Below are 24,621 nucleotides of genomic sequence, written 5' to 3'. Positions count from 1 at the left end.
CTCACCCGCCGTTGCGCAGGCGGCGCAGCGCATGTTCCACCTGGAGGGTGTCCAGGTGGAAGTCCCCGAGCAGCCGCCGTCGGTCGGCCAACAGGCGCTCGTACACGTCGATCGCCTCGTCGACCCTCCCGTCGAGCAGGAGCACCACGGCGAGGGTGGCCCGGATGGCGAGCACCTCGCTGCGGTCGGCGTGTCGGGGATCCACGGTGGCCAGGGTCGCCCGCAGCTCGGCCTCCGCCTCGGCGAGGCGGCCCTGCTCCTGCAGGCATCGGGCCAGCGTGTGCCGGGCCTGCCACGTTTCCGGCTGGTTCGACGGCCACCGCCGGTACCGAACCTCCAGGACCGCGTGCAGCATCTCCTCCGCCTCGGGGGCGCGGTGCTGGGCGAGGACGGCCAGCGCGAGGCTGTGCCGCACGACCATGGTCTCCCAGTGCTCGGGGCCGCGTACCTGTTGCTCCGCGGCGACGATCTGTCGTAGTTCCGACTCGGCCTCCGGCCACTGACGCTGCGCCATGATCGCCTTGGCGAGTTTGTGCCGGCTGGCGAGGGTGTCGGGGTCGCCGCTGCCCAGCACCCGGGTGCGGTCGGCGATCACGTCGCGCAGCACCCGGTCGGCCATCTCCGGCTGGTTACGCTCCAGCCAGGTGCGGCCCAGCTCGTGGCGCAGCGCCAGCACCTCGGGCCGGTCCAGCTCATGGTCGTACGAGGCGCAGCCGCGCACGATCGGGTCGAGGATGTCGAAGGCCGAACCGGGCAGGCCGACGGCGATGAGGTAGCGGGCGGTGAGCCGGGTCAGTTCCAGCGCCCGGCGTACCGTCTCGGGGTCGTGCTTGTGTTTCGGCGCCAGATATTCACGCACAGCCTCGACCAGGTGCGGCACGAGTACGTCCCAGTTCGACCAGACGGTCGGATCGTCCGGATTCTGGCCCTCGGTGGCGGCGAGCAGCAGCTTCATCACCACGCCGTGGTACTCGGCGATCTGCTCGCGGACCTCGTCGCGGTCGCGGAACATCGCGTGCACCAGCGGGTGCAACGACAGCACGTGCGCGAACGCCGGGTCGGTGACGTCCTCCTGGACGTCGAAGTCGACCAGGGCGAGGTCGCCGATGCCCTCCAGCACCTTCACCCGCTGCCGGGCGGTCAGCCCTTCGAACAGGGGCGATCCGGCCAGGATGGCCGGCTTGAGGACCACCTCGTAGGGCACCGGGGAGATGCTCAGGCAGGCCAGCACGTTGAGCAGCGGCCGGCTCTGCTCGAGCCCGCGGCGGGCCAGCAGGTCCAGGGAGATGTCGTCGACCTCGCGGACGATCTCCAGGCCGAGTGATTCGTCGAGGTCGACGTCGGGGGCGTCGAGCGGCGCGCGGAAACGGCGTTCCACCGCCCGGCGGTAGTCGGCGAAGGCGGTGATGGTGGAGGAGCCGCGCCAGACCGGGCTGGCGTTGACCGACCGCAGGTAGTTGCCGGCGGCCCGCAGGGCCAGTGGCAACCCGCCCAGGTCGCGCGCCAGTTCACGGGCGTCGTCGAGGCCGCCGGCCTGCGCGCCGGCGCGGTCGATGAGCACCTGCGCTCCGGCATCGGCGTCGAGTGGACGCACCTGGTGCAGGGTCGACCAGGTGCCCCAGGTGGCCCGGTTGCCGTCCCGGGTGGTCACCAGGACCATGCCGTCCTCGGCTTCCGGCCTGCGCAGCCAACCGGTGCCGTCGGCGAGCACGCCGTCGGTGGGGCCGAGCGTGGCGGGCTCGTCCGCGCTGTCGAAGATCAGCAGCCACGGCTGTCGGGCGTGGTTGAGGTAGCGCCAGACCAGGTCGGTGGCGCTGATCATGCCGGACCAGGCCTGGTCGACCTGGCTCTCGGACGCGCCGAGCTGGCTGACCACCTCGCGCATCCCGGAGTTCAGCCGGCCGGCCTGCACCCACCAGACGGTACGGCCGTCCGCGCGGGCCCGACGCGCTATCTCCAGGGCCACGTGACTCTTGCCGGAGCCGCCCATGCCGCACAGGATGTGCACCGACGGCTCTTCCCCGTCGGTGTCCGCCGGATGCATGATCTCGTCGATCAGGTCGTCGCGGCCGTGCAGTGGGCTGTCCAGGCGCCCGAGTGGCGGGTCGACGGAGACGCGGCTCGGTCGGTCGTAGGCCGGCCGGCGCACGCCCGCATCCTCGGGTGGAACGTCCGCAGTCAATGCGGTCCCCCTTCGGTGGCGAAATTGCGGCGCGGCGGGTGGCAGAAGAGATCATGTCCACTGGATGGACATTCGGAGGGGTCGTCACCCGCCCTACGTCAACCGCAAGGGTATCCACCGCCGTACTGGGTTGCACACTCTCCGTTTAGGTCACCCGACCGACCGGAATCGACACCGCCATTTACAATTCGTCGGCCATTCGAACCGATCCGCCGTCCTCGGCGTTCGCGCGGGGCATCCACGATGGACGCATGAACTGGTTGCCGTACGACGATGTGGCCGACTGGGGTTCGGTGCCGGACTGGTTCGGCGCGCTCGGCTCGATCGCGAGTGTGCTCTTCGTGTACCTCGGTCTGCGCCGGGAGATCCGCGCCCGTCGCGTCGACGAGATGCGGGTCCGGGCCACCCAGGCCCGGCTGGTCTCCACGGTCACCGAGATCCGGGGCAACGCGGTGCTGCGGGTGACCGTGACCAACGAGAGTGACGCGCCGGTGCTCGATGTGACGGTACTGCCGCGACTGGTGCCGTCCGAGGATCCGGACGGCCCGCCCGTCGACCTCGCCGGCGCGAAACAGGTCGGACGCATTCACGGCCGGAAAAGCGCGGAACTGTTCGTCACGGTCGCTGCCGCGCGTCGGCTGCACGCGGCGACCGACAGCGTTCTGGTGGAGCTGACCTTCACCGATCACGACGGAAACCGGTGGCGGCGTATCGGCTCCGGTCAACCCGAACCGGTGAACTGACGGAAACACGATTCACAAACCGGTGGTTCGGCGACACGCATCGGCCGCCGAACCACCGGTTTGTCTTTCTCAGATCGGATATGTGCGGGCGACGGCCAGCATCTCGGAGCTGTGCGACCCCACGACACCGACGGCCGGCGGCCGGGGCCGGAAGCCGGGCAGCGCGTCCAGCCCGTCGCTGGCGTCCATCGCCCGCAGCGCCACCTGCGCGGCGATCGGTCGCAGCGTCAGCGTGACCTCGACGCCCTCCGGTGGCGGGGCGTGGAAGACCAGACCGAACCCCCACCTGCCCGCGCGCGGCTCCACCGGCGCCGCGCGCCCGGCGACCTCGGCGCGCAGCACGGTGGCGGTCGTCGTGTCGACGTGCAGGGTGGCGAGGCGGACCGCCCGCTGCGGAGTGAGGCGCAGCCGCAGCGTGCGTTCACCGCCGGCACTGGTGTCGGCCAGCACGTCGAGCTTCGGCGCCGGCAGGCTGGCCGCCTGGGCCGGGCCGACCCGCAGCTCACCGTCGCCGAGGCCGGGGAAGTCGTCCGCCACGCTGGCCACCCCGTCGACGTAGCCGTCCGTCCACGGCTGCGGGTCGGTCTCGTGGCTCAGCCAGCGGGCCTGCCCGGTGCCGGCGTCCATGGCGTACATCAGGTGGGTGGGCGCGGGATGGGCGGCGTCGAAGCGGTCCACGACCAGCCCGACCCCGGCGAGCACCAACGCCGCCACGGCGGCGGCGCCGGCCGGCAGCGCGGCGCGTCGCCGGGCCCGCAGCGCCAGCAGGCCGCGCTGCCCGCCGGCCTGCGGATGCAGCAGGTCGACCACCGGTAGCGCGGTCAGGCCGAGCAGCACCGCGACAAGCGCGGCCACCCCGCCCATCGCCATCCCCAGCGCGGGGAAGAGCAGTACCACCGTCGGCAGGAGGATCACGACGCCGACCGCGGCGGCGGCGGTCACCGCCACCACCGGCCACGGCCCGGTCTGCCGGGTACGCAGCGCGACCAGGCCGCCGAGGGCGCCGGCCAGGGCCGGCAGGGTGGTCAGGTACGCCCCGCCGGGTACCGCCACGGCGAGCAGCACCCCGAGCAGGGCCAGCCAGGCCAGACCGCCCACGGCCAGCGCGGCCGGGCCGATCCGGCGGCGGGTCAGCGCGTACCAGGTGAAGACGATCGCGGTGGCGAGCGCCAGCACGGCCATCCGGTACCAGATCGGGCGGTACGGGTCGAGCAGCTCCGCGTAGCCCGGCCGGATCGTGGTGATCGCCAACCAGAGCAGTTGGGCGGCGACCGGCGCGGCCACGATCGGTACGAGGGCGAGGCCGAAACCGGCGACCAGTCGGCCGGTGCTGGCCCGTCCGCTGCGGCGGGTCAACCAACCCAGCGCCGCTACCGCGAGCACCGCGAGCAGGGCCAGCGGCAGGACGAGCCAGCCCGGGTAGCGGGCCAACCCGCCCGGCAGTGGGAAGTAGGTGGCGTCGTGCCCGGAGCGCAGGTCGGTCAGGTCGACCGCGCCGAACTCCCGGGCCAGGCCCAGCGCGTTGTCCCCGTGCTGCTGGAGGCTGCCCCGGTCCAGGGCGGCCGGCGTGTCCAGCGGCGTGTGGTAGATCGCGCCGCCGTCGATGTAGGCCGAGTTCAACCCGACGAACTTCTGATCGAGGAAGGCGGTGAAGTCGGTGTCGTTGGGCAGCGCCCGATAGATCTCCACCGCGAACGAGGTGCCCACCGGGTGGGGTGCGGCCCGACCGAAGACGTCCACCAGCTTCGCGTTGTTCTTCGAGGTCTCGAACATGATCACCGGACCGGTGGAACCGCGCGCCTCAAGGTTGAGCACCACGCCGCCGTCGGCGGCGAGCGGGTTGCTCGCGGCGAACGCCGCCGCGCCGCAGAGGCACGCCTCCTCGGCGTCCGTCAGCACGAAGACGACGTCGTTGCGGGGCCGTGGGCCGGTGGACAGCGCGCGGGCCACCTCGAGGATGGCCGAGGTGCCGGCCGCGTCGTCGTTGCCGCCCGGTCCGGTCTGCACCGAGTCGTAGTGGGCGACCAGGAACACCCGGCCCGTCGGATCCGTCCCGGGCAGCCGGGCCACCACGTTGCGGACCCGGGCGAAGGTCGCGCCGCCGGCCGCCCCACTGAGCTGGCCGGCCTCCGGCGCGACGGTGTCCTGCACCTGCGTCTCCAGGCCCAGGCCGCGCAGCTTCTGCTCGACGTGCGCGCGAACCTGCTCGTTGGCGGGGCTGCCGGCGACGTGCGACCGGGCCGCGATCACCTGGACGTCCGCGTACGCCCGGGCGGCGCTGAACTCGCCCGTCGGCGCGTCCGCCGGCCGTGGCGCCGGGGTCCGCAGGTCGAGCAGGCTGCCGGCGCCGACGGCCGCCAGCGCGACCAGCGCCGCCGCGGCGGCCGCAAGGCGCCGTCGCGGTCGGGTCAGCGCGCGGTCGGCAGGGGGTACGCGCGGAGGCGCCTTGAGCGGTACGTCCGCCGTGACGGGGGTGGGGGGTGCGCCCATCCGAACTCCTCGAAGGTGGTGGGGCCTGGGGGTGGCACCATCCTGCCGGTCGGCGGGTGGGAGGGGGATGGCCGGGCGTACCCGGATCGTCGCGTCCGCTCGGTCCCCGATTCCCCCCGACGGCAGTGATCCTGCCCATCCCCGCCCGTGCCGCGGCCATCGTGTTGTGTGCGACCGTTGTCTAATACAGGATCAGCAGGGCACTCGGAAGGAGCCCGACATCACCAGCGAACTCCCGCGTCTCGCGGCGGTGACCCGGCCCCACCGGGGAGGCGGCCTGGCCGGCTCCCCTGTCGTGCCGTACCCGCACGGCGGGCTGGCGCGGCACGGCAACCTGCCGCCCGGCGAGCGGCTGCGGGTGCTGCTGGTGGAGGACGACGAGGGCGACGCCTTCCTGGTCGGTGAGCTGCTCGCCGAGACGAACTCGATGATCGACCTGCTGGTCGCCACCAGCCTCCGGGAGGCACGGCAGCGGATCGGCGACGTGGACTGCGTCCTGCTCGACCTGGGCCTGCCGGACGCCCAGGGGCTGGACGGGCTGCGTCAGGTGCTGGAGATGTCCAGCGGCGCGGCGGTCTGCGTCCTGACCGGCCGTTCGGACGAGCACCTGGGCGTCGTGGCGGTCGCCGAGGGCGCACAGGACTACCTGGTCAAGGGCCAGGTGGACGGGGTGCTGCTGACCCGGGCGCTGCGCTACGCGGTCGAGCGTAAGCGCGCCGACGAGAACGCCCGCCGGCTGCGCGAGGTCGAGCTGCGCCAGGCCGAGTCGGCCCGCCTCGAACGCGGCCTGCTGCCGCAGCCGCTGATGACGACCGACCAGGTGGCGGTACACACCTTCTACCGGCCGGGCCGGCACGCCGCGCTGATCGGCGGGGACTTCTTCGACGTGGTGCAGACCCGTCCGGACCGGCTCGACCTGATCGTCGGGGACGTCTGCGGGCACGGGGTGGACGAGGCCGCGCTCGGTGTGGAACTGCGGGTGGCCTGGCGGGCCCTCGTGCTCGCCGGGGTGCCGGACGACGAGGTGCTGCCCGCCCTGGAACAGGTGCTGATGAGTGAGCGCCGCCTTCAGGAGATCTTCGCGACGGTGGCCACCACCCGACTCGACCTGGACGCCAACCGGGCCACCGTCCGACTCGCCGGGCACCCGCCGCCGCTGCTGCTCTCCGGCGGCCGGGTCGTCCCGGTGCCCGCCCCCGGCGGCCTGCTGCTGGGCGTACGACCCCGCCGGCCGATCGCCTTCGACCTGGAGTTCGACACCGATGACTGGTCCCTGCTGATGTACACGGACGGCCTGATCGAGGGACGGGTGGGCACGGGCAACGAACGGCTCGACGTGCCGGGCCTGAGTGGGCTGCTCGACGAGCCCGCCAACCGGGAGGTGTCGCTGCCCGAGCTGCCCGCCTGGCTGGTGGGCCGGGCCGAGCAGATCAACGGTGGTCCGCTCGCCGACGACGTGGCGATGCTGCTGGTCAGCCGCGGTGGTGGCCGGTGACGCCGATGGTCGGCGGCTGGAGTCTGCGCCGCCGGGTCATCACGCTGCTCACCGTTGTGGGTGTGCTGCTGATCGGTCTGGCCGTCGCGGAGGCGGCCATGGCCGCCCGCAACCGCACCCAGATCGACGCGATCCTGAACCAGACCGGGCCGCTGCGGGTGCAGTCGCAGGAACTGCTCAACGCGGTGCTCGACCAGGAGACGGCGGTGCGCGGGTACGCGGTCAGCGGTGACCCGGCCGACCTGGGTCCGTACGACGCGGGCCTCGAACAGGAGAAGGTCACCGTCGCCGGGATGCGGGCCCTGCTGCACGACTACCCGCAGATCGGTCAGGAGCTGCGGACCGTTGAGGAGCGTTCGGCGCAGTGGCGGGAGACCGTCGCCGAGCCGGTGATCACCACGACGGAGCGCGAGGGCACCCGGGCCGGTCAGGCGCTCGTCACCGAGCAGGCCCGGCAGCGGTTCGACCAGGTCAGGTCGGCCGTCGACGACCTGCAGAAGGAGATCCTGGACGCTCGGGAGCAGTCCGCCGCGGACGTCCGCAACAGCAGCAACGTGCTCGTCGTACTGCTGATCATTGCGGCCCTGGTGGTCGTCGTGGCCGGCGCGGTGCTGCTGCTCTCGCTGGACCGGATGGTGGTCCGGCCCCTGACCGGCCTCGCCGACCAGGTTCGCGAGGTCGCCGCGGGCGACTACCAGCACCGCGTCGCCACCGTCGGCCCACCAGAGTTCATCCAGCTCGGCGACGACGTGGACGCGATGCGCCAGAAGATCGCCTCCGACCTGGCCGAGGTGCGGGAGGCCCGCGAACGCATCGAGTGGGTCAACAGCCAGCTCCAGAAGCAGGCCGAGGAGCTGACCCGGTCCAACCGTGACCTGGAGCAGTTCGCGTACGTGGCGTCCCACGACCTGCAGGAGCCGCTGCGCAAGGTGGCCAGCTTCTGCCAGTTGCTCCAGCGCCGCTACGCCGGGCAGCTCGACGAGCGGGCCGACCAGTACATCGCCTTCGCGGTGGACGGCGCGCAGCGGATGCAGCGACTGATCAACGACCTGCTCGCGTTCTCCCGGATCGGCCGGCTCACCACCGGCTTCGTGGACGTCGACCTGAACAAGGTGATGGGCGACGTGGCCGGCCAGACCGAGGCTGCCCGGCAGTACGCGGACGCGGAGCTGACCTGGACCGGGTTGCCGGTGATCCGTGGCGAGGAGCCGCTGCTCACGAACCTGCTGGCCAACCTGGTCAGCAACTCGATCAAGTTCCGCCGTCCGGACCTGCCGCCGAAGGTGCACATCTCGGCTCGGTTGGTCGACGCCGAGTGGGAGATCAGCTGCCAGGACAACGGCATCGGTATCGAGCCGGAGTTCGCCGACAAGATCTTCGTGATCTTCCAGCGGCTGCACTCGAAGGACGCGTACCCGGGCACCGGCATCGGGTTGGCGATCGTCAAGAAGATCGTGGAATATCACGGCGGGCGGGTGTGGGTGGACACCGACGTGCCGGAGGGCACCGCCATCCGGTTCACGCTCCCGGCGCGTCCGGAGGACGTGGAGGCGGCTGCCGCCGGCGAACCGGTCGAGGAACCGCAGGAGGGCTCGGCGGGCGACGTGACGCCCGCGGACGGGGCTTCTCCCGCGCTGTCGGAGCACTCCGCCGGGGCGGACCAGCCGGACCGGGCCGACGGGCCGCCGGAAGGCGGTAGAACGGGTGACATGAGGGAGACGGTGGGATGACCGCGCCGGCGGACGGCAAGAGCCCGATCGAGGTCCTGCTGGTCGAGGACGACCCGGGTGACGTGTTGATGACCCAGGAGGCGTTCGAGGAGCACAAGCTGCGCAACCGGCTGACCGTCGTCTCCGACGGTGCCGAGGCGCTGGCCTACCTGCGGCGCGAGGGTCAGTACGCGGACGCCGTGGCGCCCGACCTGATCCTGCTCGACCTCAACCTGCCGCGCCGGGACGGGCGGGAGGTGCTGGAAGAGATCAAGAAGGACGAGGAACTGCGCCGGATCCCGGTGGTCGTCCTCACCACCTCCCAGGCCGACGAGGACATCCTGCGCAGCTACCAGCTGCACGCCAACGCCTACGTGACCAAGCCGGTCGACTTCGAGCGCTTCATCTCGGTGGTCCGGCAGATCGACGAGTTCTTCGTCAGCGTGGTCAAGTTGCCGCCGCGTGGCTGACACCCTGCTCGACGACGTCGGCGACCTCCTCTCGGAGGCCGCCGACCAGGTCGTGCTGCCGCTGTTCCGCAAGCTCGACGACGACGACGTGTCGGAGAAGGCGCCCGGCGAGGTGGTCACCGTCGCCGACCGTCGCGCCGAGGAGCTGATCTCCGCCGGGCTGCGTCGGCTTCGGCCGGGCTCGGTGGTGGTGGGTGAGGAGGGCGTCGCCGACGACCCGGAGCTGCTGGGCCACCTGCGCGACACCGGGGACGTGTGGCTGGTCGACCCGGTCGACGGCACGGCCAACTTCGCCGCCGGCCGCCGACCGTTCGCCCTGATGGTCGCCCTGCTGACCGACGGGCGGCCGAAGGCGGGCTGGATCCTCGACCCGATGGCGGGGACGCTTGCCGCCGGCCTTGCCGACGAGGGCACCCTGCTCAACGGCCAGCCGGTCGGCACCGCCGACGTCGTGCCGTCCCTGGGCGACATTCGCGGCGTGGCGATGACGCATTTCCTGCCGCCGGAGGCCCGCGACCGGGTCCGTGCCGGTGGTCGACGGCTCGGCGAGCTGCTGCCCGGCCAGCACTGCGCCGGCCGGGAGTACCTGGACATCCTCACCGGCGAGCAGCAGTTCGCCCTCTTCTGGCGCACCCTGCCCTGGGACCATGCCCCGGGCAGCCTGCTGGTGCGCGCGGCCGGTGGCGTGGCGCGCCGGTTCGACGGCGTGGACTACCACCCGGCCGACGAGGGTCGCGGGTTGCTCGTCGCGGCCAACGAACAGGTCTGGGCCCAGGTCCACGAGGCGTTGCTCAGCTCCTGAACCGGAGCCCTCGCGTGCGGCGCGCTACGACGCCGGCACGCTGCGTCGACACCGGGGCCGGTGGGCGGTCGCGGGACTGGTCACCGGCGCGCGTTCCGGTATCGTGACCGGCGGTCTCCGCCAGCAGGCCGCCGCCCGGCGCCGGCGGGGACGCCGCCGCGCAGAGTTCACCGGGGGCCGGCGGTCGACGGAAGGACGCTTTCGTGCCCACCACCAGGCTCAGTCAGCCGCGCGTTCGCCGCGTACTGCTCCCTCTGCTCGCCGCCCTGGCACTGGTGCTCGCTCCAGGTGTGCCCGCATCGGCGGAGCCGGACGAGGGCGGCACCAAGAAGTTGCGGGACGCGCTGGAACTGACCGCCAAGGGCCACATCGAGGCCAAGGCCAAGCTGGACAACTCCAAGCGGCGGCAGACGGCGTTGAACGGCGAGCTGAAGGCCGTCGAGGTTCGCCTGGTCGGGTTGACCGCCCAGGTCGGCGAGGTGGCCGCGCAGTCGTACCGGGCGGGTCGGCTCACCCCGACGGCGATGCTGCTCAACACGGCGACTCCGCAGGCGTTCCTGCAACGGGCGGCCGACCTGGACCTGATGGCCCAGCGGGACAGCAAGCGGTTGCGTGATCTCACCGAGGCCCGGCAGCAGGCCCAACAGGCCAAGATCGCTATCGACACCGAGGTCCGTGAGCAGCAGAAGCAGCTCGCCGTCATGGCCAAGAAGAAGAAGGAGGCCGAGGCGGCGCTGGCCGAGGTCAGCTCGGGCGGCAGCAGCGGGTTCAGCGGCGGCAGCTCGTCCTCGGCAAAGCCGGCGCCACGGAACTCCGACGGCTCGTGGCCGTCGGAGTCCTGCTCGGTGAAGGACCCGACGACCTCGGGATGCATCACCCCGCGCACCCTGCACGCGCTCAAGGAGACCCAGGCGGCCGGCTACAAGCGGCACGTCTCCTGCAAGCGCAGCGGTGGCGGTGGCGAGCATCCGAAGGGTCGGGCCTGCGACTTCTCGGCCGCCACGAACGGCTTCGAGGACAAGAACGCGACCGGCGGCGACAAGGCGTACGGGGACAGCCTGGCCGCCTGGCACGTCCGCAACGCCGAGCGTCTGGGTGTGCTCTACGTGATCTGGTACCGGCAGATCTGGCATCCCGGCACCGGGTGGCGTGCCTACAGTGGCAGCGGCAGTCCCGCCGCATCGCACACGAACCATGTTCATCTCTCGATGTACTGACCCGGAGCGGCAGCTTCGCTGCGTACCATCGCGACGATGAGTTTCCCATCGTCCGACGTAGCGGCTCCCGAAGCTCCGCCCGTGCCGGTCACCGGCGGGGCGCTGCCCAACGGCCTGGCCGCCTTCCTGGTCTTCTTCGCCAGCGGTGCTGTGCTGGTGCTGGAGACGGTCGCGCTGCGCCTGGTCGGCCCGTACGTCGGAGTGACCCTCCAGGTGACCAGTTCGGTCATCGGCATCGCGCTCGCCGCGATCGCCTACGGCGCGTGGTCCGGCGGCTGGTTGGCCGACCGGCGCGACCCGCGCGGCCTGCTGGCACCCGCCCTGGTGCTGGCCGGGATCGCCACCGCGATCACCCTGCCCGTGGTGCGCTACGCCGGCGAGGTGCTCCGTGGCGGGGCGGCCAGCGCCATCCTGCTGCTCGTGGCACTCGCCGTGTTCGTGCCGGCGGCGCTGCTGGCGGCGGTCACCCCGCTGGTGGTGAAGCTCCAGCTCGCCGACCTGCGCCGGACCGGCCAGGTGGTCGGCCGGCTGTCCGGCATCGGCACCCTGGGCGGCATCACCGCCACCCTGCTCACCGGCTTCGTGCTGGTCGCCGCGCTGCCCAGCACGGTCATCCTGCTGGCGCTGGCGATCTCCCTCGGCCTGGTCGGTATCGGTCTCGGCTGGTACCTGCGCCGTCAGACGCGTACCGACCTGCCGGGTCGGGCCCGGGCCCGCGCAGCGCTGGCCGTCCTCGGCCTGCTCGGGGCGGGACTGAGCACCATCGCGCCGAACCCGTGCGACATCGAGACGGCGTACCACTGCGCCCGTGTCACCACCGACCCGAACCGGCCCAGCGGCCGGATGCTGCTGCTCAACTCCGCCCAGCACTCGTACGTCGATCTGGCCGACCCGAGGCACCTGGAGTACGCGTACACGAAGTGGATCGGCGCGGTCGCCGACGTGGCCGCGCCGGCCGGGCAGCGGTTGGACGCCCTGCACCTGGGCGGCGGCGGCTTCACCGTGCCGACGTACCTGACCGCCACCCGGCCGGGCACCGACAACGTGGTGTTCGAGATCGACGGTGGCCTGGTCGAGCTGGGCGAACGGGAACTCGGCGTACGCCCGGGCCCAGGGCTGCGGACGGTCGTGGGCGACGCCCGGATGCTGGTCGCCGACGAGCCGGCGGACAGCCGCGACCTCGTCGTCGGCGACGCGTTCGGCCACCTGGTGGTGCCCTGGCACCTGGCGACCCGGGAGATGGCCGCCGAGATCCGGCGGGTGACCCGCCCCGGCGGGGTGTACGTGCAGAACGTCATCGACTACCCGCCGCTGCGGTTCATCCGCGCCGAGCTGGCGACGGTCGCCGCCGAGTTCACGAACATCGCGCTGATCGCCCCGCCGGAGGCGCTCGCCGAACAGCGGGGCAGCAACTTCCTCATCGTCGCCTCCGACGCGCCGCTGCCGCTGGCCGCCGTCCGCGCCCGCCTCGACGTGGTCGACGCGAGCGTCAGCCTGCTCTCCGGCGCGGACCTCACGGATTTCGTCGGCACGGCGATGGTGCTGACCGACGACTACGCGCCGGTGGACCAACTGCTGGCGACCGCCTGATCGGGTGATATTCCTGACCGATTCCGATCCTTCAGGTGTAGAGCGGTCCGTGGTGGGCAACAACGGCCACCATGGGCGGTGGGGACCGTAACGGCGCGCAACTCCTCGACGAGCGGTATCGGCTCGTCGAGCAGCTCGGCGCGGGTGGCATGTCGGTGGTCTGGCGCGGTTACGACGAGGTGCTGGGTCGCCAGGTCGCGGTGAAGGTGTTGGCGTCACGGCTGGCCACCGACCGGGCCTTCCGGCACCGCATCCGCGTCGAGGCGCAGGCCGCCGCGCGGCTCTGCCATCCCAACATCACCAACGTGTACGACTACGGCGAGTCCCACCAGGTCGGCCTGACCGTGCCGTACGTCGTGATGGAACTGGTCGACGGCGGTTCGCTGGCGACCCGGCTCGGCCGCGAACTGCGGCTGCCGTGGCGTGAGGCGGTGACGATCGGCGCGGAGGTCAGCTCCGCGCTGGCCACCGCGCACAGCCGTGGGGTCGTGCACCGCGACGTCACCCCGGGCAACGTCATGCTCACCCCGACCGGGGTGAAGGTGGTCGACTTCGGGATCTCCGCGCTGGTGGGCGAGAGCGAGAAGGGGCCGGACGGCGCGTTGCTGGGCACGCCCGCGTACCTCGCGCCGGAGCGGCTGGACAACGGCCAGGTGTCCCCGGCCACCGACGTGTACGCCGTGGGGCTGCTGCTCTACCGGATGCTCACCGGTCGGTTGCCGTGGGAGGCGACCACGACCACCCAGATGCTGCGGGCACACATGTACAACGACCCGGAGCCGATGCCGCCGGTGCCCGGGCTGCCCGACGAGGTGACCGACCTGGTCCGGCGCTGCCTCGCCAAGCGTCCCGCCGACCGGCCGGCCACCGCCGAGCTGGCCCGGACCCTCGCCGAGGCGGCCGGAATGCTGGCGGCGGTACCGGTCTCACCGGCGGGCGGTCCGCTGGACCCCGCCGCGCTGGCCAACGCGGGCACCACGATCCTGCCCTGGTCGGCGGAGACGGACGCTCTTCCGCTGTCGCGGACCCGGCGAGGCCGCATCCGGCAGGCGAACCGGCGTCGGCGGGTGGAGGCCGGGGTAGCAGCCGTCGGGTTGATCGCGGTCACCGGGGCGATGTGGGGGCTCACCTCCCGCAGCCCGGCCAGCGGCCAGGACCGGCCCACCACCGAGGCGCGGATGGGTCTGCCGGAGAAGGCGCCCTGCGAGGTGGCGTACGCGCTGCGCACCGACTCCGGCAAGGACTTCACCGCGGAACTGACCCTGACCAACACCGGCGACCGGGCGCTGAGCGACTGGACGATGAGCTTCACGTTCCCCGGCCAGCAGAAGGTGACCAAGGCCGAGCCCGCCCCGGCGCAGCAGCAGGGCGGCGCGGTGCAGATTCGCCCCGCGGCGCAGGGCAAGACGCTGGCGCCCGGCGCGGCCGAGAAGCTGACCCTGGCCGGTACGTACACCGGGGCGAACCCGCTGCCGGTGGAGTTCCGGCTCGGCGACGCGACCTGCGGGGTACGCGTCTCCGGGGTGGCCGGGTCGGTCCCGTCCACCGCCCCGGCCGTCAAGGTCGCCCCGACCAAGGCCGCACCGAAGAAGACGACGAAGACCACCACCAAGGTCGCTCCGAAGGCACCCGCGCCACCGAAGGCACCCGAGCAGCCGAAGGCGCCGAAGGCGAACAAGGGCAAGGGGCCGGGTGGTCCGGGAAAAGGGTGACAGCGCCTGAGGGGCACGCGCGCCACCCGAAGTGAGGTGTCAGCGCCGCCCCGCGAACCGCTGCACCTGGTCTATCCCGCCCTCCACGACAAGTACTCCGCCGTCCACGAGCGCCGTGTCGTCCGAGGCGTACCGGAAACGCTCGCCCGGCACCTTCGCGCCGATCACCCGGACCCCGTCGCGCTCGTGCGGACGCAGGTCGTGCAGTGTCCGACCGACCAGGGACGGCGGAACCCGGACGGTGGCGATCGCGAAGTCGTCGTCGAACTCGATGAAATCGAGCAGCCGACTGACGATCAGGTGCGCCACCCGGTCACCGGTCTCCGCCTCCGGGAAGATCACATGGTGCGCGCCGACGGACGACAGGATCTTGGCGTGCTTCTGCGACGTGGCGCGGGCCCAGATCTGCGGCAGACCCAGCTCGACAAGCGCCAGCACGGTGAGCACGCTCGCCTCCACCGACGCCCCGATGGCCACCACGGCCCGACCGAAACTCGCGACGCCGAGCTGCCGCAACGCCCCCTCCTCCGTCGCGTCCGCCTGCACCACCCGGTCGAGCTGGGCCGAGAAGCGCTGCACCTGGTCCGGATTGCGGTCGACGGCCAACACCTCGCGTTCCATCCGGGCGAGGGACCCGGCCAGGTGACAGCCGAACCGGCCCAGCCCGATCACGACGACGCCACCGCCGTCCGCTCGTCTCGTCGACACCTCGACCTCCTCGTCGCTAGCCGACAATCGGCTGTTCCTGGGGATAGCGGTAGAGCCGGCGTCGGGTGTTCAAGGCGATCGCCGACCCGAGGGTGAGCGGCCCGACCCGACCGATGAACATCAACACCGTCAGCACCACCTGACCACTGCTCGGCAGTTCGCCGGCCAGGCCGATGGTCAGCCCGGTGGTGCTGAACGCGGACGTGACCTCGAACAGCACCGCGACGAACCGCACGCCCTCGGTGAGCAGCAGCAGGAGCATCGTCCCGGCGGTGACCAGCGCGACGCTCAGCAGAGCGACGGTGACGGCCTGCCGTTGGCTGGCGGTGGCCACCCGGCGGTGCCCGACCGTCACATCGGGCTCCCCGCGCAGCTCCGCCCAGATGGTGAACGCCAGCAGGAAGAACGTGGACACCTTGATGCCGCCGGCCGTGCTGGCGCTCCCGCCACCGATGAACATCAGGACGATGAGCAGCGGGTAGCTCTCCTCCTGCAGGTCGGCGATGTGCAGGACACTGAACCCGCCCGTCCGGCTCAACGCGATCTGCGTGAACGACGCGAGCGTCTTCCCGGCGGCGTCGTACGGGCCGATGGTGCTGGCGTTGGTCCACTCGGCGGCGAGCAGACCGACGAAGCCGAGCAGCAGCAGCGCCACGCTGCCCCAGATCGTCAGCTTGGTCGCGACCGCCCAGCCCGCCGGCCTGCGCCACTCGCGCACCGCCTCGAACAGGGCGGGGAACCCGAGACCGCCGACGATGGCGCCGAACGCCAACGGCAGCGACACCCACGGATCACGGTCGAAGGCCAGCAGGCCGTCCGAGTAGAGCGCGAACCCACCGTTGTTGAACGCCTGGACGGAGTGGAACACCCCCGACCAGAGGGCCCGGCCGGGCGGGTAGTCGTACGCCCACCAGAGGCGGCCGGCGACCAGCGCCGTCATCACCGCCTCGCAGGCGAAGACGGTCGCCGCGATCCGGCTCAGCAGCCGGGTCACGTCTCCAACGCCGAACTCCGCCGTCTCGGCCTGCACCAGCAGCCGGTTGCGCAGGCCGAGCTGACGGGAGACCACCAGGATGACAAGCGCCGCGACGGTGAGGATGCCGAGACCGCCGAGCTGCGTGAGCAGGGTGATCACCAACAGGCCGCCGCCGGACCAGTAGTTCGGGGTGTCGGTGACCACCATGCCGGTGACGGACACCGCCGAGGTGGCGGTGAACAGCGCGGTGACCAGGGGCGGTCGCTGGTGCTGGACGGTCGACCAGCGCGTCATCAGCAGCCCGGTGCCGAGCAGGATCGGCACCAGGAACCCCAACGGCACGAGCCGCACGGGGTTGCGGAGTAACCGACGCACCAGACAATCTTCCTTTTCCGTACGACCGCCGGAGTCGGAACGCCCATTCCGGAGGTTCACCTGCCGGCCAGACATCGACCAACTCCCGGCCAATCGCACCGGGTCTGCTGTCTGCGACACCCTCGATGACAGGAGACGGCGTTGCGACGTACCCTCTCGACCCTCGGTGTGGCCGGCGCGCTGCTCGCCGCCGCCGTGGCCGTGCCCACCATGGCCGCCGCCGGCCCCTCGTCCGACGCGGACCGCGCCCGGCCCACCGACCGGCCGATCGTCATCGGTCACCGTGGGGCCAGCGGTTACCGGCCGGAGCACACCCTTGAGGCGTACCGGCTGGCGATCCGGATGGGGGCCGACTACATCGAGCCGGACCTGGTGTCCACCTCCGACGGCGTGCTGGTCGCCCGGCACGAGAACGAAATCTCCGGCACCACCGACGTCGCGGCCCACCCGGAGTTCGCGGCCCGCAAGGCGACGAAGACCATCGACGGCGTCGCCGTGACCGGCTGGTTCACCGAGGACTTCACCCTCGCCGAGCTGAAGACGCTGCGAGCCAAGGAGCGGCTGCCGCAGGTACGCGTGGCGAACACCGCCTTCGACGGCCGATTCGAGGTGCCCACCCTCCAGGAGGTCATCGACCTCGCCCGGACCGAGGGGCGGGCACGGGGCCGCACCATCGGCATCTACCCGGAGACCAAGCACCCGAGCTACTTCACGTCCATCGGCAAGCCGCTGGAGGAGCCGCTGCTGGCGGTGCTGCGGCAGAACAAGCTGGACCGGAAGAACTCGCCGGTCTTCATCCAGTCGTTCGAGACGGCCAACCTGCGCCGCCTGAGCCGGCTGACCGAGGTGAAGCTGATCCAGCTCCTCGACGCGACCGGCCGCCCGTACGACTTCACCGCCGCCGGTGACACCCGCACCTACCAGGACCTCGCCACAGCCGCCGGCCTGAAGTGGATCGCCGGGTACGCCGACGGCATCGGCGCGAACAAGAACCTGATCGTGCCCCGCGACGCCGCCGGCAACCTGCTCGCCCCGACGAACATGGTCCGGGACGCGCACCGCGAACGGCTGCTCGTGCACTCGTGGACGTTCCGCGCGGAGAACCAGTTCCTCCCCGTCGACTTCCGCATCGGCACCGACCCGAACGCGCGCGGCGACATCACGGCCGAGTACGAACTGTTCTTCGGCCTCGGGTTGGACGGCGTCTTCAGCGACCACCCGGACACGGCGGTCGCCGCCCGCGCCGGCCGCTGACCCCGCCGACACCGCCCCGGGCCGCTGATCCACCGCTGGTCCTCGGCCCGCCCGTTGGCCCGCCGCTGGTCCTCGGCCCGCCCGTTGGCCCGCCGCTGGTCCTCGGCCCGGAGCTGGCCCACCGCTGGTCCTCGGCCCGCCCGCTGGCCCGCCGCTGGTCCTCGGCCCGCCCGCTGACCCGCCGCTGGTCCTCGGCCCGGAGCTGACCCGCTCCGAGTCGACCACCGGGCCGATCACGCCCGGCCCACACGCTGGCCCGTCGTCCGTCACCTCGGACGCCGGGCCAGCGGCGTCCCGGGCGCGGGCGCAAGATCGTGCTCGATCCAGGAAGTAGTGGCATCGCCGCGCCCCCGAAGCCACTACTTCAACGATCGAGCACGATCTTGATGGGGTGAGGCGGCATGGGGGCAGCAACTTCCCTGTTGTTGCTGCTTCCGCCGGCCCTGAAGCAGCAACAACAGGGAAGTTGCGCGGATCTTCGCCGCTCGACCTCGCCAGCCGCAGCGCCGGCCTCGGCGACGGCGGCCGGGGCGGGAGGGGCGACGCGGGAGGAGTGCGGAGGGTGGGCGGGGCGACGCCGGGGGAGTGCGGAGGGCGGGAGAGGCGGAGGGTGGAGCGTCAGCGGTCGGGGTGCTCGGCGACGTAGGTGCCGCGCCCAGGCTGGCCGGTGATCAGCTCGCGGTCGTGCAGCAGGGAGAGCGCCCGCGACGCCGTGTTCATGTGCACGGCGTAGCTCTCGGCGAGTTCCCGAGTGGAGGGCAGCTTCTCGCCCGGCTTCAAGTCGCCGCTCTTGATCTTCGCGGCGATCGCCGCTGACCTACCGGCGGCGTTGCGGTTCGCGCGGGCGATCACGCCGCGCTGGGTTTCCTCGCCGACGTGGACCGGGCGGAGACGACGGTGTCGGAGGAGGATGCTCAGTGCGTACGACATCGGGTGTTCTGTGACCACCTGCTCGGCGGCCGGCGGCGGTGCCCGCGCCCGGCGGACCACGCCGGGCCGTGCGGTTGACGGCGGATGGCTCGGGGCGACACACCTGTCGATCCGTCCGTGGCGCTGCGGGCCATCGGGGGATCCGGGTCGGGGGTGGTAGTGCGGCCGGTTGTAACCCCGGGCCACCCCCCTGGCGTTACTTGTGTGTTTCCGCCACATAGCCCGTGGGTGACGTCACTTCTAGCGTGAGCCGACAACCAAGCATCCTGTCCTCACCTGGAGTCGCGATGACGGTCCGGCACACGCGGCGGGCGTTCCTCTCCGCCGCCACGATGATGGCCGCGGCGCTGGCCGCCACGGCCTGCGGTAGCCCGCAGGACACCGCCACCGGCGGCGGCGACAGTGCCGCCCCGGTCAAGGTCGGCCTGGTGTACTCCCAATCGGGAGCCCTGGCCAGCTACGGCAAGCAGTACATCGAGGGTTTCAAGGCGGGGCTCGACTTCGCCACCAAGGGCACCGGCAAGGTCGGTGACCGGAAGATCGAGTTGACCGAGGTCGACGACGCCGGTGACCCGGCCAAGGCGGTCTCCGCCGCGAAGGACCTGATCGGCAAGGGCACGAAGATCATTGCCGGCTCGACCGCGTCCGGGGTGGCGTTGCAGGTCGCGCCGATCGCGGCGCAGAACAAGGTTCTCTTCATCTCCGGCCCGGCCGCGACCGACGCGGTGACCGGGGCGAACAAGTACACGTTCCGGTCCGGTCGGCAGTCCTACCAGGACGTGGTGACGGCCAAGTCCTTCATCGGCGACCCGACCGGCAAGAAGGTCGTGGTCTTCGCCCAGGACGGCGCGTTCGGCGACGCCAACGAGGCGGCCGTCAAGACCGTCATCGGCGGCGCGGGCGCCACCGTGAGCAGTGTGCGGGCACCGGCCAGCGCCACCGAGTTCACGCCGTTCGCCAGCCAGATCAAGGCCGCCAAGCCGGACCTGCTCTTCGTCGCCTGGGCCGGCACGACCGCCCCGGCCATGTGGCAGACCCTCGACCAGCAGGGCGTGCTGTCGTCCACCACGGTCGTCACCGGCCTGGACATCCGCGCCTCCTGGCCCACCTTCGGGGCGGCCGGCGCGAAGATCTCCTTCCTGTCGCACTACTTCGACGGCGCGTCCGACACCGAGGCCAGCAAGGCGCTCAAGGCCAAGGTGAACACCATCGACCTGTTCCACCCGGACGGCTTCGCCGCCGCCCAGATGGTGGTGCGGGCCGTGCAGGAGGGTGGCGACGACGTCGAAAAGATGGTCAAGGCTCTCGAGGACTGGAGCTTCGACGGGGTCAAGGGCAAGATGACCATCCGCGCCGCCGACCACGCGCTGCTGCAGCCGATGTTCCAGGCCAAGCTCACCGGCAGCGGCACCGACTTCACGGCCACCGCGCAGAAGAGCCTCACCGGCGACGAGACCGCGCCACCGGCCGTGGCCATGAAGGGCTGAGAAATGCTCGCCACCCGCGGTCTGACCTGGCGGATCGGTGAGGTCGCCATCGTCGACAGCGTCTACCTCGACCTGGCGCCGGGAGAGTTCCTGGGCGTGATCGGGCCGAACGGCGCCGGCAAGACCTCACTGTTCAACCTGATCACCGGCCTGCGCCGGGCCACGGAGGGCCGGATCACCCTGGACGGGCAGGACATCGGAGGGCTCCCGCCGCACCGGCGGGCCCGCCTCGGTCTGGGCCGTACCTTCCAGGCGTCCTCGGTCTTCGGCTCGCTCAGCGTGCGGGAGAACGTCCGGCTCGCCGTGCAGGCGCACCGCGGGGGCTCGATGGCGTTGTGGCGGCGGGCGGCGGCCGACCGGGAGGTCGCCGCCGCCGCCGACGCGGCGCTCGACCGGGTCGGCCTCGCCCACCGGGGTACGGCGCTCGCCGGCACCCTGGCCCACGGCGAGAAGCGCAAGTTGGAGATCGCCCTGCTGCTCGCCGGTGAGCCACGGGTGATGCTGCTCGACGAGCCGATGGCCGGGGTCAGCGCCGAGGACGTGCCCGAGCTGGTGACGGTCATCAAGTCGTTGACCGGCGACAGCGGCCGGTCGGTGCTGATGGTCGAGCACCACATGGACGTCATCCTGGAGCTGGCCGACCGGATCGCCGTCATGCACCACGGCGCTCTGCTGGCCTGCGACACCCCGGAGACGGTGATGGCCAACCCCACCGTGCAAGAGGCCTACCTGGGGGAGTCGCTCTAGTGGAACCGATCCTCACTGTGGAGGACCTGTCGGTCCGGATCTCCGGGCTGCACATCCTTCAGGGCGTGTCCTTCACGGTCGCCCCGACCGGCGTGACCGTCCTGCTTGGCCGCAACGGCGTCGGCAAGACCACCACGCTGCGCGCGATCGTCGGCCTCACCCCACCCGCCGGGGAGGTGCGCGGCACCATCCGGATGGGCGCGCAGAGCCTGCTGGCCCGGCCCACCCACCGGCTGGTCCGCGGTGGGCTCGGCTACGTACCGGAGGACCGGTGCGTGTTCGCCGGCCTCACCGTCGCCGAGAACCTGCGGCTCGCCGAACGGCGCGGCACCACCCCGGCGTACGACAAGGTCTTCGCTCTCTTCCCGGAGCTGGACCGGCGCGGACGCCAACGGGCGGGCTCGCTCTCCGGCGGGCAGCAGCAGATGCTCGCGATCGGGCGGGTGCTGCTCAACGACAACCGGCTGCTGCTGGTCGACGAGCCGACCAAGGGGTTGGCGCCGAAGGTGGTGACCGAGGTGGCCGAGGTGTTGGAGCGGGTCGCGGAGTCGGTGCCGGTGCTGCTGGTCGAGCAGAACCTGGCCGTCGTACGCCGACTGGCCCGCGACGCCGTGGTGCTCTCCGCCGGCCGGGTCGCCTGGACGGGCGACGCCCAGGACCTGCTGCTGGAGACCGCGCTGACCAAGTCGCTGCTGGGTGTGGGTGCGGAGGTCAAGGCATGAGCACGGTAATCCTCCTGGCGCTGACCGGGCTGGGCCTGGCGGCGCTGTACTTCCTGGTCGCGTCGGGCCTGTCGCTGGTCTTCGGCCTCGCTGACGTGCTCAACTTCGCGCACGGGCTGTTCCTCGGCGTCGGCGCGTACGGCACCTGGTGGGCGGCGGGCAACCTGCCGGGCGCTGGCCCGGACGGGTTCGGCTTCGTGCTCGCGGTCGCCTTCGGGGTGGCCGCCGGCACGCTCGTCGCGGTCCTGGTCGAGCTGGTGCTGATCCGGCCGCTCTACTCCCGCACCATCGAGCAGGTGCTGGTCACCGTCGGACTGTCGCTGGCCGGGGTGGCGCTGCTCCAGGCCACCTGGGGTGCCGACGCCCGGCCGTTCCCGCGCCCCGACTGGACCCGACAGGTGACCGGGATCCTCGGCGCGCAGGTGCCGAACGGCGGCCTGCTGCTGATCATCGCGGCGGTGCTGGTGCTCGGCGCGATCCTGGCCTTCCTGCGCTGGACCCGGTACGGCCTGGTGATCCGGGCCGGGGTGGAGAACCGGGAGATGGTGACCGCGCTCGGCATCGACGTCCGCAAGGCGTTCACGCTGGTCTTCGCGATCGGTGGGGCGGCTGCCGCGCTCGCCGGAGCACTGGGCGGGGTCTACTTCGGCACCGTCTCACCCGGGCAGGGCGGCTCGTTGCTGATCTTCGCGTTCATCGTGGTGGTGATCGGCGGGATGGGCTCGGTGGTCGGCTCCGCGTACGCGGCGGTCGTGGTCGGGCTGGTACAGCAGTTCGTCAACTACTACGGCACGTCCGGGCTGGGCGACATCTGCGTGGTCGGGCTGCTGGCCGTGGTGCTGCTGCTGCGCCCGCAGGGCATCGCCGGAAAGGTGGCAACGGCATGACGCTCCTCGAGGCAACACCGGCACCGGCGCCCACCTCGCCGCGACCGGGCCGCGCGCACCGGGTCCGCCCGTTCCTGCCGCTGGTCGCGCTGGCGGTGATGGCGATCCTGCCGTACTCGACGATCTCGCTGCCGGGGATCTTCGAGGGACCGGTCAACTCACCGGGCACCTTGCAGATCCTCGCCATCTGCCTGATCTTCGGCGGGCTGGCGGCCGGCTACGACCTGCTCTTCGGCCGGACCGGGATGCTCTCGTTCGGGCACGCGCTCTACTTCGCGGCCGGCGTGTACGGCACCGACATCCTCGTCACCCGCGCCGGTCTGCCGCTGTGGCAGGCGGCGCTGCTGACCATCACCGGTGGCACGATCCTCGCGGCGCTGCTCGGCGCGGTGGCCCTGCGGACCGTGGGCATCGCGTTCGCCATGGTCACGTTGGCGTTCGCCCAGGTCGGGGCGATCCTGGTGGCCCGGGACTTCGGCGGGCTCACCGGCGGCGAGGAGGGTCTACCGCTGGACGTGTCCGGGCTGCCGGCCGGACTGGTCGGGGTGACCAACACGGTCAACCTGTACTGGCTGGCGCTCGCCTACCTGACCCTCGTGGTCTTCGTGGTGCACCGGGTCAGTGGGTCACCGACCGGTCGGGTGCTCGCCGGGCTGCGGGACGACGAGCGGCGGATCGGCGTGCTCGGGCTGGACCCGTACCGCTACAAGCTGGTGGCGTTCACCCTGGCCGGTGGGCTGGCGTCGGCCGGCGGGGTGGTCTACGTCCTGATCGTCGGCGGCGCGTCGCCGCACATCACGTCCTCCGAGCTGACCCTCTCGCTGCTGGTCATGGTGGTGCTCGGCGGACCGGGCACCCGGTGGGGACCGGTGCTCGGCGGCGTCCTCTACATGTACCTGGACCACCGGCTCACCGCGTTCGGCACGAGCGACGCGGTCGACAACCTGCCGGCCGTCCTCAGTCACCCGCTGAGCCAGCCCCTGTTCGTCCTCGGCACGGTCTTCATCCTGGCGGTGTACTTCTTCCCCGGCGGCCTGACCAGCCTGGCCCCCCGCCTGACCGCCCTGACCAAATCCCTCCGCCGCCCCCGCTAAGCCCTCCCCGGTCTCACCGTCCCCCGGGTCTCACCGTCGCGGGGTCTCACCGCCCCCGGGTCTCGCCGTCCCCGGTGATCATGAAGTTATTGTCACGACACGCCGTGCCGGATGGCGATAACTTCATGATCGACGGGGTTCGGCGACGGGGTTCTCCGATGGGTTCGGGGATGGGGAGGTAGGTCGAGATGGGATCGCGGCTTGCGGTGGTTAGCGGGGGTGGGACCGGGATCGGGGCGGCCATCGCGGGGTCGCTCGCTCGGGACGGGTACGACGTTCTTGTCGCCGGGCGGCGGGCGGACGTGTTGGCGGCGGCCGCCGAGCGCATCGGCGTCGACTGTGGACGGCCGGACGCGGTCACCCCGGTGACCGCGGACCTGACCGACCCGGAGCAGCTCGACCGGGTCCTGGCTGCGGTCGACGGTCGGGCGGTCGACGCGGTGGTCAACAACGCGGGCGGCTACCTGGGCGGGGAGACCGACACGCTGGCCGGGACCGCCGCACACTGGCGGGCCAACCTGGACGCCAACGTGCTCACCGCGGTGCTGTTGACCGAGGCGTTGCGGCCGGCGCTGCGTCGACCCGGTGGGCGGGTGATCCTGGTCAGCTCGATCTCCGCCCAGCGGGGTGGCGGTGGCCCCTACTCAGCGGGCAAGGCGGCCCTGCACGGTTGGGCGTACGACCTGGCGGCGCAGCTCGGTCCGGAGCAGATCACGGTCAACGTGGTGAGCCCGGGCTACGTGGCCGAGACCGAGTTCTTCGGCGACCGAATGACCCCCGAGGGGCACGCCACGCGGGTCGCGGCGACGCTCGTAAGGCGGGCCGGGCTGCCGGACGACATCGCCGAGGCGGTCCGCTACCTCGCCAGCCCCGCCGCCGGCTACGTAACCGGCCAGGTCCTCGGCGTCAACGGCGGCTCAGTCCTAGGCCGCTAACCCCACCCCCCCAACCCCCACCCCACCCCCCACCACCAACCGCGTTGATCAAGAGGTTCGCGTCAGAATCCGGCCGGATCCTGACGCGCACCTCTT

20 protein-coding genes are annotated in these 24,621 nt (G+C 71.9%); 15 read left to right on the top strand and 5 right to left on the bottom strand.

Annotation, left to right across the window (positions count from 1 at the left end; all coding sequences use genetic code 11):
* Nucleotide 1: 1 nt before the first annotated feature.
* A complete protein-coding gene (locus AB0B55_RS17990) occupies nt 2-2,149 on the bottom strand; it encodes a tetratricopeptide repeat protein (protein ID WP_357172287.1) in 2,148 nt (715 codons plus the stop codon).
* Between the two features lie 284 nt (nt 2,150-2,433).
* On the opposite strand from AB0B55_RS17990, the gene AB0B55_RS17985 reads away from it, so the two are divergent.
* Entirely contained in the window at nt 2,434-2,925 is a 492-nt protein-coding gene (locus AB0B55_RS17985; RefSeq protein ID WP_357134400.1) for a hypothetical protein, read from the top strand.
* A 69-nt stretch (nt 2,926-2,994) separates the two neighbouring features.
* Here the strand turns inward: AB0B55_RS17985 and AB0B55_RS17980 are convergent, their stop codons facing one another.
* Nucleotides 2,995-5,415: a M28 family peptidase gene (locus AB0B55_RS17980; protein ID WP_357172285.1), complete on the bottom strand. Its 2,421-nt coding sequence runs from the start codon at nt 5,413-5,415 to the stop codon at nt 2,995-2,997.
* A gap of 250 nt (nt 5,416-5,665) precedes the next feature.
* On the opposite strand from AB0B55_RS17980, the gene AB0B55_RS17975 reads away from it, so the two are divergent.
* The 7 genes from AB0B55_RS17975 (at nt 5,666) to AB0B55_RS17945 (ending at nt 14,410) form a co-directional block, all read left to right on the top strand.
* Complete coding sequence (locus AB0B55_RS17975; protein ID WP_357172283.1) at nt 5,666-6,910, top strand: fused response regulator/phosphatase; 1,245 nt, start codon at nt 5,666-5,668, stop codon at nt 6,908-6,910.
* A 5-nt stretch (nt 6,911-6,915) separates the two neighbouring features.
* On the top strand, nt 6,916-8,640 hold the full coding sequence (locus tag AB0B55_RS17970; RefSeq protein WP_357172761.1) for an ATP-binding protein: 1,725 nt from the start codon (nt 6,916-6,918) through the stop codon (nt 8,638-8,640).
* Nucleotides 8,637-9,089, top strand: coding sequence for a response regulator (locus tag AB0B55_RS17965; RefSeq protein ID WP_088950306.1), 453 nt, complete (start codon nt 8,637-8,639; stop codon nt 9,087-9,089). Before AB0B55_RS17970 ends, AB0B55_RS17965 begins: the two co-directional genes overlap by 4 nt.
* Nucleotides 9,082-9,891, top strand: coding sequence for an inositol monophosphatase family protein (locus AB0B55_RS17960; RefSeq protein WP_357134394.1), 810 nt, complete (start codon nt 9,082-9,084; stop codon nt 9,889-9,891). The genes AB0B55_RS17965 and AB0B55_RS17960 overlap by 8 nt, the downstream gene beginning before the upstream one ends.
* A gap of 254 nt (nt 9,892-10,145) precedes the next feature.
* Nucleotides 10,146-11,108 (top strand): hypothetical protein, encoded by a 963-nt coding sequence (locus AB0B55_RS17955; RefSeq protein ID WP_357134464.1) that lies wholly within the window; start codon nt 10,146-10,148, stop codon nt 11,106-11,108.
* Nucleotides 11,109-11,144: 36 nt separating this feature from the next.
* Nucleotides 11,145-12,698, top strand: coding sequence for a fused MFS/spermidine synthase (locus AB0B55_RS17950; RefSeq protein ID WP_357134392.1), 1,554 nt, complete (start codon nt 11,145-11,147; stop codon nt 12,696-12,698).
* Between the two features lie 71 nt (nt 12,699-12,769).
* Nucleotides 12,770-14,410, top strand: coding sequence for a serine/threonine-protein kinase (locus AB0B55_RS17945; RefSeq protein WP_357134390.1), 1,641 nt, complete (start codon nt 12,770-12,772; stop codon nt 14,408-14,410).
* 39 nt (nt 14,411-14,449) lie between these two features.
* Here the strand turns inward: AB0B55_RS17945 and AB0B55_RS17940 are convergent, their stop codons facing one another.
* On the bottom strand, nt 14,450-15,082 hold the full coding sequence (locus AB0B55_RS17940) for a TrkA family potassium uptake protein (protein ID WP_355053530.1): 633 nt from the start codon (nt 15,080-15,082) through the stop codon (nt 14,450-14,452).
* Between the two features lie 52 nt (nt 15,083-15,134).
* Nucleotides 15,135-16,469: a potassium transporter TrkG gene (locus tag AB0B55_RS17935; protein ID WP_357134389.1), complete on the bottom strand. Its 1,335-nt coding sequence runs from the start codon at nt 16,467-16,469 to the stop codon at nt 15,135-15,137.
* 141 nt (nt 16,470-16,610) lie between these two features.
* On the opposite strand from AB0B55_RS17935, the gene AB0B55_RS17930 reads away from it, so the two are divergent.
* On the top strand, nt 16,611-17,723 hold the full coding sequence (locus AB0B55_RS17930) for a glycerophosphodiester phosphodiesterase (RefSeq protein ID WP_357172281.1): 1,113 nt from the start codon (nt 16,611-16,613) through the stop codon (nt 17,721-17,723).
* Nucleotides 17,724-18,341: 618 nt separating this feature from the next.
* On the opposite strand, the gene AB0B55_RS17925 is transcribed toward AB0B55_RS17930, so the two are convergent.
* Nucleotides 18,342-18,653, bottom strand: a complete 312-nt coding sequence (locus AB0B55_RS17925; protein WP_357134386.1) for a winged helix-turn-helix domain-containing protein — start codon at nt 18,651-18,653, stop codon at nt 18,342-18,344.
* Between the two features lie 287 nt (nt 18,654-18,940).
* On the opposite strand from AB0B55_RS17925, the gene AB0B55_RS17920 reads away from it, so the two are divergent.
* The 6 genes from AB0B55_RS17920 to AB0B55_RS17895 all read left to right on the top strand — a co-directional run bounded on the left by AB0B55_RS17920 (nt 18,941) and on the right by AB0B55_RS17895 (nt 24,525).
* Nucleotides 18,941-20,140: a substrate-binding domain-containing protein gene (locus AB0B55_RS17920; RefSeq protein WP_357134384.1), complete on the top strand. Its 1,200-nt coding sequence runs from the start codon at nt 18,941-18,943 to the stop codon at nt 20,138-20,140.
* 3 nt (nt 20,141-20,143) lie between these two features.
* The gene (locus tag AB0B55_RS17915) at nt 20,144-20,887 is read left to right on the top strand and encodes an ABC transporter ATP-binding protein (RefSeq protein WP_357134383.1); all 744 of its coding nucleotides are present in this window, start codon (nt 20,144-20,146) and stop codon (nt 20,885-20,887) included.
* On the top strand, nt 20,887-21,609 hold the full coding sequence (locus tag AB0B55_RS17910) for an ABC transporter ATP-binding protein (protein WP_357134381.1): 723 nt from the start codon (nt 20,887-20,889) through the stop codon (nt 21,607-21,609). Before AB0B55_RS17915 ends, AB0B55_RS17910 begins: the two co-directional genes overlap by 1 nt.
* Nucleotides 21,606-22,496 carry a branched-chain amino acid ABC transporter permease gene (locus AB0B55_RS17905; protein WP_357134380.1) on the top strand — a complete coding sequence of 297 codons (891 nt, stop codon included), beginning with the start codon at nt 21,606-21,608 and terminating at the stop codon, nt 22,494-22,496. The genes AB0B55_RS17910 and AB0B55_RS17905 overlap by 4 nt, the downstream gene beginning before the upstream one ends.
* On the top strand, nt 22,493-23,590 hold the full coding sequence (locus tag AB0B55_RS17900; protein WP_357172280.1) for a branched-chain amino acid ABC transporter permease: 1,098 nt from the start codon (nt 22,493-22,495) through the stop codon (nt 23,588-23,590). The genes AB0B55_RS17905 and AB0B55_RS17900 overlap by 4 nt, the downstream gene beginning before the upstream one ends.
* Nucleotides 23,591-23,778: 188 nt before the next feature.
* Nucleotides 23,779-24,525: an SDR family oxidoreductase gene (locus AB0B55_RS17895; RefSeq protein WP_357172278.1), complete on the top strand. Its 747-nt coding sequence runs from the start codon at nt 23,779-23,781 to the stop codon at nt 24,523-24,525.
* Nucleotides 24,526-24,621 lie beyond the last annotated feature (96 nt).

This window comes from Micromonospora sp. NPDC049107, assembly GCF_040648595.1.
In the GTDB taxonomy this organism is placed as follows: domain Bacteria; phylum Actinomycetota; class Actinomycetes; order Mycobacteriales; family Micromonosporaceae; genus Micromonospora.
Note: the sequence above shows the minus strand (reverse complement) of the source record. Positions and strands in the feature narration are given on the sequence as shown.

What these genes read in the sequence shown, in the direction of transcription:
- AB0B55_RS17895 (WP_357172278.1), top strand. Translation starts at nt 23,779, where the DNA reads ATGGGATCGCGGCTTGCGGTGGTTAGCGGGGGTGGGACCGGGATCGGG.
- AB0B55_RS17900 (WP_357172280.1), top strand. Translation starts at nt 22,493, where the DNA reads ATGACGCTCCTCGAGGCAACACCGGCACCGGCGCCCACCTCGCCGCGA.
- AB0B55_RS17980 (WP_357172285.1), bottom strand. Translation starts at nt 5,415, where the DNA reads ATGGGCGCACCCCCCACCCCCGTCACGGCGGACGTACCGCTCAAGGCG.
- AB0B55_RS17920 (WP_357134384.1), top strand. Translation starts at nt 18,941, where the DNA reads ATGACGGTCCGGCACACGCGGCGGGCGTTCCTCTCCGCCGCCACGATG.
- AB0B55_RS17950 (WP_357134392.1), top strand. Translation starts at nt 11,145, where the DNA reads ATGAGTTTCCCATCGTCCGACGTAGCGGCTCCCGAAGCTCCGCCCGTG.
- AB0B55_RS17965 (WP_088950306.1), top strand. Translation starts at nt 8,637, where the DNA reads ATGACCGCGCCGGCGGACGGCAAGAGCCCGATCGAGGTCCTGCTGGTC.
- AB0B55_RS17985 (WP_357134400.1), top strand. Translation starts at nt 2,434, where the DNA reads ATGAACTGGTTGCCGTACGACGATGTGGCCGACTGGGGTTCGGTGCCG.
- AB0B55_RS17905 (WP_357134380.1), top strand. Translation starts at nt 21,606, where the DNA reads ATGAGCACGGTAATCCTCCTGGCGCTGACCGGGCTGGGCCTGGCGGCG.
- AB0B55_RS17915 (WP_357134383.1), top strand. Translation starts at nt 20,144, where the DNA reads ATGCTCGCCACCCGCGGTCTGACCTGGCGGATCGGTGAGGTCGCCATC.
- AB0B55_RS17945 (WP_357134390.1), top strand. Translation starts at nt 12,770, where the DNA reads ATGGGCGGTGGGGACCGTAACGGCGCGCAACTCCTCGACGAGCGGTAT.
- AB0B55_RS17970 (WP_357172761.1), top strand. Translation starts at nt 6,916, where the DNA reads ATGGTCGGCGGCTGGAGTCTGCGCCGCCGGGTCATCACGCTGCTCACC.
- AB0B55_RS17925 (WP_357134386.1), bottom strand. Translation starts at nt 18,653, where the DNA reads ATGTCGTACGCACTGAGCATCCTCCTCCGACACCGTCGTCTCCGCCCG.